The following is an 11,219-nucleotide window of genomic DNA, read 5'->3' on the forward strand; positions in this document are numbered from 1 at the left end:
CCGCCACTACCGATACTTTGACTCTCAAGTAAGACAACCTTGACGCCTTTTTCAGCCAGATGAATTGCTGCAGACAGTCCAGTATAGCCGCCGCCAATGATGCACACCGCCGCTTGGGTATCGCTACTCATTTGACTATATGCGTCAATATTAGGCGCCGTCATGTTCCACAAACACTGCTCTTGCAACATATCAGACTCCCTTTAGCATACTTCACTTAGTGAAGCATTGGTATCGAGCTTTGCTGTGGTCGGCTCTTCACGCGGTATGAACTTATCAAGGAACGCCCAAAGCAGGCCAAATAAAGGCGACAACCAGCAGGCAAAGGCAAAAGGCGCATAGGTCAAGGTGGCGATACCGAGTGTCGCTGCCACAAAGCTACCACCCATGTTCCATGGGATAAGGGGCGACAAAAGTGTCCCCGCGTCTTCGATAGAGCGCGTCAATGTCGTACGTTTATAGCCCATCTCTTTATATTTGTCTTGCAACAAACGGCCTGGCAAAACACAAGTGGTATAAACATCACCGATGAGTGCCCCGACACTGAGCACACTGCCGTACGTGGTAAACACCAGACCCAGACGCGATTTTACAAAATTATTAATCTTTGCCATGATGGCCCTAAGCGTGCCGTAGTGCTCAAGCGCACCGATAAAACCCAAGGCAAAAATGGTCAAACTGATGACCCACGTCATCGACATGACACCGCCTTTTGACAGCAGCTGATCCACTACCTCAAAGCCCGTCTCACTGACAAAGCCGTTTTGTAACACATCAAACACCTCACTCACCGCTACGCCCTGCATAAACACAGCAATCACAGAGCCTACCAGCACCCCGCTTAACACCGTCGGTATCGCTGGCATTTTCATCACAGCGGCGACAATCACCACCACTGCCGGTAGCAAAGTGACGATGCTTAAATTGTAATTGGCCGCTAGGTTGTCTTGTAGCGCGCGGATAGACGACAGGTCAATACTGTCATCACCATACCCCATGCCTATCCACGCATAGATAGCCAAAGCAGTAATCATGGCGGGAACGGTCGTCGGCAACATACCTTTGATGTGATCCCAAAGATCGACGCCAGCAGCAGCAGGCGTTAAGTTAGTGGTGTCTGATAGCGGCGACATTTTGTCACCAAAAAAAGCCCCCGAAACGATCGCACCGCCCGTTAGGTGTGCTGGGATACCAAGCCCCAAACCGATACCCATCATCGCAAGGCCCACGGTACCCACAGTCCCCCACGAGGTGCCTGTAGCGACAGAGATAATGGCGCAAATGATACAAACAGAAAATAAAAACGAGGAAGGGGAAAAGATACTAAAGCCGTAATACAAAATGGTCGGCACGGTGCCGGCGATAATCCATGCACCGATGAGCATGCCCACGCCCATCAAGATAATCATCGCAGGTAAACCAATTTTGATGACCTTTAAAAAACGCTCTTCCATACCTTGCCAATGACGACCACGCAGCTTCATAAATAAGCCGGTGATTAATATGCCGCAAGCAAGAGGAATGTGAGGGGTAAAATCTTTAAATACAAAGAACTGTATCATCAGAATGATAGCAGTCAGTAACAGAGGGGCAATATCCAGTAAAAAGCTAGAAGATGGGCCATAGCCATCTACATCGGGGTCGTGCGATTTATCATCGATCATGATAGTTCTACCTTCCTTAGTAGTCGTCGATGGGAGTGGCAACCAATCCTTGATTGCTTATTATTTTTGGCCTGCCAAGCTTCTATAAATTAGGCTTGGCAGTTTGTAGATAAATAAATCAAATCAACAAAAATTTGTACTCACCTTTTTATCAACCAAAGCTAATGCCTTGCGCTAGTGGCAGCTCTTTTGAGTAGTTGATGGTATTGGTCTGACGGCGCATATAGACTTTCCACGCATCAGAGCCAGATTCACGGCCACCGCCGGTTTCTTTTTCACCGCCAAACGCCCCGCCGATCTCAGCGCCACTGGTACCGATATTGACATTGGCAATACCGCAATCACTACCGCGGTCACTGAGGAAGGTTTCCGCTTCACGCAAATCATTGGTAAAGACGCATGACGATAGACCTTGTGGCACATCGTTTTGCATCTCAATGGCTTCATCAAAGTCTTGGTAGGTCATAACATACAGAATCGGCGCAAACGTTTCACTTTTAGCGACATCGTTTTGCTCGTCAAACTCGACAATGGCAGGTGTCACGTAATAGGCGTTAGGATATTTGTCTGCAAGGACGCGCTCGCCGCCCGTAACCGTGCCGCCTGCTTCTCGCGCCTTTTCCAACGCTGCTTGCATATTATTAAAGCTGTCTTCATCGATCAGCGGACCGACCAGATGGCCCTCTAGTGGATGACCGATGCTGACGGTTTCATAAGCAGACTTGATGCGCGGTAAGATATCGTCTTTGATAGATTCATGGACAAATAGGCGACGTAATGTCGTACAGCGCTGGCCTGCCGTCCCAACCGCGGAGAATAAAATGCCGCGTAACGCTAAGTCTAAATCGGCACTTAGTGCCAAAATCATGGCGTTGTTACCACCAAGCTCAAGCAAACATTTACCAAAACGGTTGGCAACTTTTGGCCCGACTTCTCGGCCCATACGCGTACTGCCGGTGGCGCTCACCAAAGCCACGTCTTTGTGCTCCACCAAGGCGTTACCGACATCGGTTTTACCGAGTAAGACTTGTGATAGATGCTCTGGCGCATCGCCAAATTTGGTCAAGGCTTTTTCAAACAGTGCCTGACAGGCCAAAGCGACAAGCGGGGTTTTTTCTGAAGGCTTCCAAATCACCGGATTACCGCAGACGATGGCCAGCGCGGTATTCCACGACCACACCGCAACGGGAAAGTTAAAGGCTGAAATGACACCAATCACCCCAAGCGGATGCCATGTCTCGCGCATGTGGTGGCCTGGACGCTCTGACGCAATCGTCAAACCATAAAGCTGACGCGACACCCCGACGGCAAAGTCGCAAATATCAATCATTTCTTGCACTTCGCCTAGGCCTTCTTCTTTAATCTTGCCAGCTTCAAATGACACCAGCATGCCTAAGTCTTCTTTATGCTCGCGCAGCACTTCACCGAGCAGGCGCACCAGCTCGCCACGTCTTGGCGCAGGCACCACGCGCCACTCTTTGAAAGCTTTTTTGGCATTGGCAATCTTGGTATCGACCTCATCAACGCTGTCCAAGGTTATGCTGCCGATCACCGAGCCATCAATCGGGCTGGTTACCTCAAAGTCACCATTTTGATATTGGTCCTCTTTGACACCCATCGCGGCCATATACTGCTTAATCATATTCCATCCCTTTTATTAATTTATGCTTCCTTGAAGACCTATTAACTTAACTTGCACCCAGCTAAGTTGCAAAATAATTAATTTCGTACTGCCATTCCTTTTTGGAATGCTCATTAACAGTTCCAATTATCTATCACGGTTTTAGATAACGCGTTTTAAAACCTTACTATTTAGTTGTCCCAAACACGCTTTGAGACTCTCTGCTTGCAGCGTTTGATAAAGCTCAAGCTCATCGTAGACTTGAGCGCCCAAAGCACTCTCAAACGCTTCTTTATTAGAATTAATGCCACCACTGCTTTGCTTGCCGCTGTGTTCGTCTTTTTCATTATTGTTTTCATTGTCGTTTGTGCTGTCGTCATGCAGATTGGACTGAAAAATCCCCGCCGCACTGACAGGTAAAAAATCCTCATAGACAATAGGTTCTAGGCGAATCATTCCTTGCTCAAGCAAATCAGTAATCACTTGCTTTGATAAAGGGTCATTTACGTTTTCTACGCCTATAGAATCTAGCATTGGCTCGTTATCTGTATCGCTATCGACCGCTTGATAGTAAAAATACGCCAACCCCTCGTCATGTAATGCTCGATAATCATCAGGGAACGCTGCAAATGCACTTTCTAAAACTTGATAATACTCCAAGGCGTTATTGGCATTTGGCGTCACTCCTAACTGGCCGCGAGCTTGGCTAAGCAATTGGTCATACAGCGCTCGGCCTTTGGGTGTTAAAGCCACGCCGCGCTGCTCAATCTCGCCAAAGCGCGCAGTATGATGCCCCGTTTCATAGCCGCCGTTAGGATTTTTAAAGCTAACCGCTTCTTCTAATGCCTTAAAACTGGTCTGACGCAATAAAATAGGACATCGCCGTCTCGGTGGCCCTTCTATAATGGCTTTTGGCGGGATACCTTTTGCCTGCATACCAGCTTGTACCGCATCGATATCTAAGGTTCGAGGGGTCAAATGATTGATATGCGGACCTTTAAAACCGACGACGTCAGCAATAAGTCCATGCTGGCTTAATAGCTGCTGATAAAGCGCTTTTGAGACGGGTGTTTTGTCATGCCAGCGAAAGGTTTCTAACGCTTCTTTGACAAATTGCTTAGCGTCTGCCGCCGTCAGCCCGCCCTCCTCCTCAAAGCGCTCAATCAAGCTAATAACATTATCTGTAAATATTTTGCGTTTATCTAGCGCCGCCATCGCCTCTTGCCGTAAGGCCTCATCATCAATCAGATCAAGACGCAATAGAGAAGTAAAAACGCGAAACGGACTGTTATTTAATGACTGCGTGTCAAGCGCTCGAAAAGCCGTAGAATGCACAGGCACGCCAGCGGGCGCCAAATCATAATAGCCAACAGGATGCATACCCATCACCGAAAACAGCCTGCGCATCATGCTTAGCTCGTCCGCGGTGCCCAGTCTAATCGCGCCATGGCGCTCCATACCTAGCCTATCAATCTCTCCGGTGTGCTCAAGTTGCTGTCTAATATCAGGCTGTTTATTTAATACGTTGGTATTTACCTCGCTCACCAAATCGATGAGGTCACCATATAACGGCACTTCTTTTTGGTACATCTCTGACATGGCGATAGAAAAATTGTGGTGAATAGCATCGCTATTGATAAAGGTATGGCTCACAAGTATGTGTCCTTTTTTATTCAGGTGTTTTTGCTGCTCCATGGCTGTCTCTTATCTTCCTTGACTAGATAGATAATAATTTGAGCAAACCCGCCTATCATCAGCAAACGAAGAATAGTTATGGCGTCATTCCTTTTTGTCATTGGCATAAAAAACCGGCCATAAGTTGGCCTGTAGTCAGGCAGGTAGCAATCTGGTAGCAGCACCTACTTAGCCCATCAATTATTAAACCTCATCAACAAAGCATTGACAATGAGCAGCTGACACCCAAGAGCATGCATTGATTTTTTAGCTTACCGTACACACTCTATGTCCTGCTTAGGGTCGTTTGAGTGTTGCAGGTAAGTTGAGATCCACTCTACAATAACTTTGACTTTGTGTGAATTACCCAAAGACAATGGATAAGCTATATAGTAAGCACCCCGGCCCTTTGCTGCATAACTCCACGCACGCACCAAGGACCCTGACTGCAACTCTGGCGCCACTAGCCGTAGTGGCACCAAAGCAATACCATAGCCGAGTAATGCCGCCGATATACTCGTATGAAAAGTGTCAAAACGTGGGCCGACAAAGGTGCCCTCGATACGAATACCCTGCTGTCTAAAATACTCATACCAAGCGCTGGGGCGAGAGCTGAGCTGTAGCAAGGTACACTGAGCGATGTTGCTCGTACAAGGCGCTTTGCCAGCCAAATAATCCGGATGACAAACCGCCACATTATACTCATCAAAAAGCTTGATGGACTCCATCCCTCCCCAAATCCCGTCACCATACAAAAACACGGCCCAGCCAGCTCTTTAATATTTAGATTAATCAACGGATGAGCCCTGCCAAAGCCATTGAGCGCAGGCATCAGCCAACGCGAGCAAAAGGTCGGATGCGAGATGATTTTCAGCACTTCTGAATTGTCGCTGTTTGACATCAGACTGGTAGTCGCCGCCTCGATATGTTTGAGAATCTCTAACACCTCTAAATAGTAAGTCTTGCCAGCGGGCGTCAAGGAGATGCGGTGCGGCGTCCGATAAAACAGCGACAGGTTCAGCATCTCCTCTAATTGCGCGACTTGCTTACTGATAGCGCTTTGCGTCATGTGCATCTCTTGCGCGGCGTTGGTAAAGCTCAAATGCCGAGCTGCCGTCTCAAAACACTGCAAAGCGGTCGTCGATGGGTATTTTCTAAAAGCCAAAGGGGTCTTAACATCAGTGCTCATAACTTATGGGTTCTCATTCGACATATCAGTAAAAGAGGTTTCTAAAATAAACATAGCCATGTATCTGATTTATTTAGATTTGACTATAACCACATTATCCCAGTTATAAGAGACGATATAAATCGTTTTACCTGCCAGTCTGTCTACTTTTTAGAAATTTAATAAATTTCAACTCGTAAATGATAACAAAAAAAATTATCATTACCTTTAATATAAATAATTTTTTGAATATCTGTTGTTTGTGAGTATACCTATGACCCTCGCCTCCTCTTCTGTAACTACCCCCTACTTAGACGATCAAGCCCAGCTCTATACCGATCTAAACGACCCTGAGATAGCGGGCATCATCGCTCACATCAATGAAGAACACATCGATGAGCTGCTTGAGTTTTTGCGGGCATTTAGCCCATTATGGGCAGCTGAACTTGAGCATACAGAGGTGCAATTAACTGCGATTTATGCAGAAGGTATCTGCCTGCAAGCCAAACCCTTGGCGACGCGGCCTATCAACTCCAAAGACAGCCACCGGCAACCACAGTCTTTCTTTATTGGTTTTGCCGCCCCCTCACGCAAGTCGATGAGCTACAAGAGCAGTATATTTTGCTTCGGCAGCGAGCAGATAAAAAACTGGGCAAAAAAACCATCAAGCTAACTCGGCAGGTCTTTGTCGTAGAGCGCAGCTATAAAGTCAGTGAAAACATGCTGCGTCTTGAGCTTAGTATGGACTCACAAGGCCATCGTCATGACAGCTCTAGCCCAGATACCGTGCCTACAAACGAGGCAGGCTACGCGTATTTGTTCGATTTGGCGCATAACACGATGACAGCCAGCAGCAGCCAGCCTAGCAAAAACACCGCGCCGCCCGCCCGAGCGCAGGTCTACTACACCTTAAGAAAAGCATGGCGGAGCGCTGATGGCGTGCGAGCATGGGTCGATGTTTTTTTGCATGGCGATACCTCAGGCGGCAATTGGGCCATGGCACTGCAGGCAGGTGACACCGTGGTCACCAAACGAGAGTTTCCTGAAAAAGTGGCGCATTTACACACAGGACAGACACTACTGATCGTCGATGAGACTTCCATGCCCACAGCAGCACGTTTATTAGAGCTATGGGACAACCCAATGCCGCCGCTGATCATTTGTGTCACCCAAGATGCCGCTGACCAAGAGTATTTTGATGACATCACACTGAGCATCGATGCCAAAGACAGCAGCAAAAACAGTGCCCGACATCATATCGACCGTCATTTTACCGTACTGCCTATGATAATGGATCCTGCCTCGGTAGGGCAAAACGTCGCGCCGCAGATCGACAGACAACTGGCGGACTATTTAGCCAAGCAGCCATTGCAAATCGACAAAGTATGGGGCGCTCTAGAGGCAAAAACCGCAAAGGCGCTCCGCCCTTTATTACAAAAAAGACTGGGGCTTGAGCGTAGCGATGTGGTGGTCAAGGTATATTGGCGACATGACTAAATCCCAGACTAGGACTGGACAAAGCTAAGATGAGCTAGGATGGAAAAATCACCACCTCGTCTCCTTCTTGCCATGGCTGATACTTCGTCATCACTTGCAAAAACAGCGGATGCGTCAGCCAATGCTTCAGCCAGCGCTGCAGGTGTGGATACGGCAAGTGGTAAAATACTTCGCGATTCACATGGGCGAACTGACGGACAAAGGGCATGATACCAATATCAGCAACGCTGATGCCATCTCCGAGTAGATAAGTGCTATTGGTCAGCTGCGTCTCCAATATCTGCAAAAACGCCTCGCCGCGCTGGCGATACTCTTCTTGGCTCATCTCAGGATGACGATCCGCATACTTATAGCGATCCAGCCAATGCTTAAACTCATTATCATTTTTATCGATTAGGGCATTGGCCTGAGACAAAGTCTGAGCATCAAGCAAGCGGTTTGGATCATGCTGACCTAGCGCCCACATCATGATATCAAAGCTCTCTTCAATCACAGTACCATCAGCAAGCTGTAGCACAGGCACCGTGCCTTTTGGGCTAATCGCTAGCATCTGCGGCGGCTTGTCTTTTAGGACAATCTCGCGCAGCACCACTTGCTGCTCTGCAAACACAAGGCCAAGCCTAGCACGCATGGCATAAGGACAGCGGCGAAAAGAATATAAGAGCGGCAAGGAAGGTCTCATCATATTTCTCACAATAAAATCAAAATCACTAGACATGTCATCATTGAGATCGCAAGGCTTAGCCGTTTTTTTCAAGCGACTATACGTGCTAATCGATGACACGCCCTAGACTAACATAAAAAAGACCTCACCCCTAAAGCAGGCAAGGTCTGGCTTTGTTTATACAAACAACGTTTATGCAGAAAACGTCTATATAAATGACATAGTCGATTCTAAATAAAACAGATACATTATATGTCAACGTGGAACTGTATCGTTTTTATACGGAACTCACTATATTTATATATTTATAAAAGCAGCATTTATAAAAACAATAGGCCAAGCCCAATCACCACACCACTGACAAGCAGCACGATGACACAAAAACCCATGATGTCTTTGGCTTTGAGTCCTGCAATGGCTAAAGCCGGCAGTGCCCAAAACGGCTGAATCATATTGGTCCACGCATCGCCCCATGCCACCGCCATCGCCACTCGTGACGGATCACTGCCCAGCATGTCGGCCGCCTCTAACATAATGGGCGCTTGCACTGCCCATTGCCCGCCCCCTGATGGGACAAAAAAGTTGACCAATCCTGCACTTAAAAAAGCAAAAAGTGGTAGCGTCTGCGCCGTCGACACACTGACAAAGGCCTCTGACATCACCCCTGCCAGCCCAGAGGCGGTCATCATCCCCATGATGCCGGCATAAAACGGGAACTGAACGATGATACCGCCTGCACCTTTGACCGCCTCCTGAATAGAAATCAAGTAGTTTCGGGGCGTTCCGTGAAATATGATGCCGAGAAATAAGAACATAAAGTTCACCAAATCTAGCGTTAGGGCAAACCCATTTTGGACAAAATAATAAACAATAAAAGCAATGCCTAACACACCGATCACCATCGATAAAACCCAGCTATTCTCCAAACGCTCAGCTGGTGTCATCTCTGATTTAACTGGTAGTGTCTCACTGACAGGATCCACCAGCAGCTTTGGATCGACTGTGATGGTGTCCCCTTTTTTTGGCATCATCATGCGGTTTAGTAGAGGCACGATAATCACCAATGCCGCGACGATAATTAAATTGTAGCCCGCAAAGATGGTGGCACTCGTTGGAATAACACCAATGGTATCAACAAACGGATGCCCTTCTGTGGCAATAGACAACGGAATCGATCCTGAAAACCCAGCGTGCCAGATGATAAAGCCTGAGTAAGCGCTGGCAATCAATAAACGATAATCGACATCATGAACCCGTTTGGCCAGCTCTTTGGCAAATAGCGCGCCAATCACCAAACCAAAACCCCAGTTGATCCAGCTTGCTGCTAAAGACACGAGGGTGACCAATATAATCGCACTACTGGGTGAATGCGCAAAACCGGCAATGTAACCCAAGCCTTTTTTAAATATCGGACTACTTGCCAGCACAAATCCTGTGACCAGCACCAGCACCATCTGCATCGAAAAGGCGAGCAGCGCCCAAAACCCATCGCCCCAATACGTGACCATCTCTATAGGAGATGACTCAGTGAGCCCTAAGCCCATCACAAAAATTACTAAGGTTAATATCAGCACAAACAAGAATGGATCAGGTAAGTATTTTTCCATCAAGCTATTGGAAAAACGGGTAATTGCCTTCATAAGTAAACTCCTTTTTATTTAAAGACGTCCTTGGTCACTGTTATTTTTATCTAGCCTATCATTTATCTTCCCCAACCGTTGCACATTTCATACAGTCTCACTCGACCAGCTGCCACCCAGGCGTTGAGTAGTACTTGTCTTGATGGGCAAATAACGGATGCGCTTTGGCTTCTTGTAAGCTAAGCACTGGGGTAACGCAAACATCAATGGGTGCGAAATGCCGCTGCCAATGGGCGAGTGTCTGACTGGCAAAGGCATCGCTCACAGCCTTTGCTGCCGCTTGGCTCTCAGGGGAGTTTGGCATGACGCCAAGCTGCCAATGGCTGTCTTTTAGTGCTGGCAGTGCCAACGCCTCGCACAGCCCTTGCCAAAACTTCAGCTCCAATGAGCCAACCGCCATATAGCGATTATCAAGGGTTTTATACAAACGATAACAAGGCAATAGCCCGCCCAAAAAATCAAAATGCGGCGCAGACATGTCTCCTGAAAAGCTTTTGACCAGCGCGCCCGTTTCCTTGGGCATGACCAGATGCTGGTATAAGCTGTGGATCATACTGACCGCGATATGACGACCCTTGCCGGTACGCTGCGCGGCAAATACTGCAGCGAGCAGCGCAATGACAGCGGTATCACTGCCGCCTGCCAAGTCTGCAAACTGTACATTGGGCATGGCCTGCTCACCACTTGCGGTTTTTAATTGGTCAAGGGCACCACTCATCGCCATAAAGTTGATATCGTGGCCAGCTTTATGCGCCCAATTATGACTGGCTCGTGGGTGATTGATCGCACTCGCATCTATCGCAGCGCTCTCATTGGACTCTTTGGCCGTCACGCCGTAGCCAGTGATTGATACCATCACAAGCTTTGGATTAAGCGTATGCAGCGTTTTGGCATCCAATCCCATGCCTGCTAACACACCAGGGCGAAAGCTATCGAGCATGACATCGGCATCTTTGATATGTGCTTTGATAGCCGCAATGCCTTTGGGGTCCCGAAAGTCATGTCTTTCGGTAGTTTTGCCATGGTTTAATGCGGCAAACAGCTCACCGAAGGCTCTAGCAGGGTCGCCATTTTTGGGTTCGATCTTGATGATCGTTGCACCCAAATCGGCCAGCAGGCGCGTGGCAAATGGCCCTGGCAGGTTACGCGTCAAATCAACCACTCGCAGCCCTTGTAAGCAGTCTGTCATAGAGTTTATGATTGAATCAGTCATCAAGTCAGTCGTTACATTATTCATCAGAGAACACCTCACCTTTAGCCGCCATATCGAGCACTATTTGCGCTGGCTGAA

10 protein-coding genes and 1 pseudogene are annotated in these 11,219 nt (G+C 47.9%); 2 read left to right on the top strand and 9 right to left on the bottom strand.

What is annotated here, in order from left to right; genetic code table 11:
- The 6 genes and pseudogenes from NK638_RS10200 to NK638_RS12470 form a co-directional block, all read right to left on the bottom strand.
- A partial coding sequence (locus tag NK638_RS10200; protein WP_274632938.1) for an FAD-dependent oxidoreductase occupies positions 1 to 191 on the bottom strand: 191 nt, incomplete at its 3' end.
- 12 nt (positions 192 to 203) lie between these two features.
- Positions 204 to 1,664 carry a Na+/H+ antiporter NhaC gene (gene nhaC / locus NK638_RS10205; protein WP_274632939.1) on the bottom strand — a complete coding sequence of 487 codons (1,461 nt, stop codon included), beginning with the start codon at positions 1,662 to 1,664 and terminating at the stop codon, positions 204 to 206.
- A gap of 151 nt (positions 1,665 to 1,815) precedes the next feature.
- On the bottom strand, positions 1,816 to 3,306 hold the full coding sequence (amaB, locus tag NK638_RS10210; RefSeq protein WP_274632940.1) for an L-piperidine-6-carboxylate dehydrogenase: 1,491 nt from the start codon (positions 3,304 to 3,306) through the stop codon (positions 1,816 to 1,818).
- A gap of 141 nt (positions 3,307 to 3,447) precedes the next feature.
- Positions 3,448 to 4,884, bottom strand: coding sequence for a 2-oxoadipate dioxygenase/decarboxylase HglS (hglS, locus tag NK638_RS10215; protein WP_446739831.1), 1,437 nt, complete (start codon positions 4,882 to 4,884; stop codon positions 3,448 to 3,450).
- Between the two features lie 347 nt (positions 4,885 to 5,231).
- Positions 5,232 to 5,687, bottom strand: coding sequence for a LysR substrate-binding domain-containing protein (locus NK638_RS10220; protein ID WP_274632942.1), 456 nt, complete (start codon positions 5,685 to 5,687; stop codon positions 5,232 to 5,234).
- Between the two features lie 293 nt (positions 5,688 to 5,980).
- Positions 5,981 to 6,148 (bottom strand): annotated as a pseudogene (locus tag NK638_RS12470) (LysR family transcriptional regulator); the annotation flags it as partial.
- A 253-nt stretch (positions 6,149 to 6,401) separates the two neighbouring features.
- Between NK638_RS12470 and NK638_RS10230 the strand changes: the two are divergent.
- Both NK638_RS10230 and NK638_RS10235 read left to right on the top strand, forming a co-directional pair.
- A complete protein-coding gene (locus NK638_RS10230) occupies positions 6,402 to 6,800 on the top strand; it encodes a DUF2470 domain-containing protein (protein ID WP_274632943.1) in 399 nt (132 codons plus the stop codon).
- Positions 6,749 to 7,624, top strand: coding sequence for a siderophore-interacting protein (locus NK638_RS10235; RefSeq protein ID WP_274632944.1), 876 nt, complete (start codon positions 6,749 to 6,751; stop codon positions 7,622 to 7,624). Before NK638_RS10230 ends, NK638_RS10235 begins: the two co-directional genes overlap by 52 nt.
- A 34-nt stretch (positions 7,625 to 7,658) precedes the next feature.
- Here the strand turns inward: NK638_RS10235 and NK638_RS10240 are convergent, their stop codons facing one another.
- The 3 genes from NK638_RS10240 to NK638_RS10250 form a co-directional block, all read right to left on the bottom strand.
- Positions 7,659 to 8,309, bottom strand: a complete 651-nt coding sequence (locus NK638_RS10240) for a glutathione S-transferase (RefSeq protein ID WP_274632945.1) — start codon at positions 8,307 to 8,309, stop codon at positions 7,659 to 7,661.
- A gap of 299 nt (positions 8,310 to 8,608) precedes the next feature.
- A complete protein-coding gene (locus tag NK638_RS10245; protein ID WP_274632946.1) occupies positions 8,609 to 9,928 on the bottom strand; it encodes a short-chain fatty acid transporter in 1,320 nt (439 codons plus the stop codon).
- A 97-nt stretch (positions 9,929 to 10,025) separates the two neighbouring features.
- Positions 10,026 to 11,141 (bottom strand): CaiB/BaiF CoA transferase family protein, encoded by a 1,116-nt coding sequence (locus NK638_RS10250; RefSeq protein ID WP_274632947.1) that lies wholly within the window; start codon positions 11,139 to 11,141, stop codon positions 10,026 to 10,028.
- Positions 11,142 to 11,219 lie beyond the last annotated feature (78 nt).

The sequence above is a fragment of the Psychrobacter sp. A3 genome, from assembly GCF_028823565.1.
In the GTDB taxonomy this organism is placed as follows: domain Bacteria; phylum Pseudomonadota; class Gammaproteobacteria; order Pseudomonadales; family Moraxellaceae; genus Psychrobacter; species Psychrobacter celer.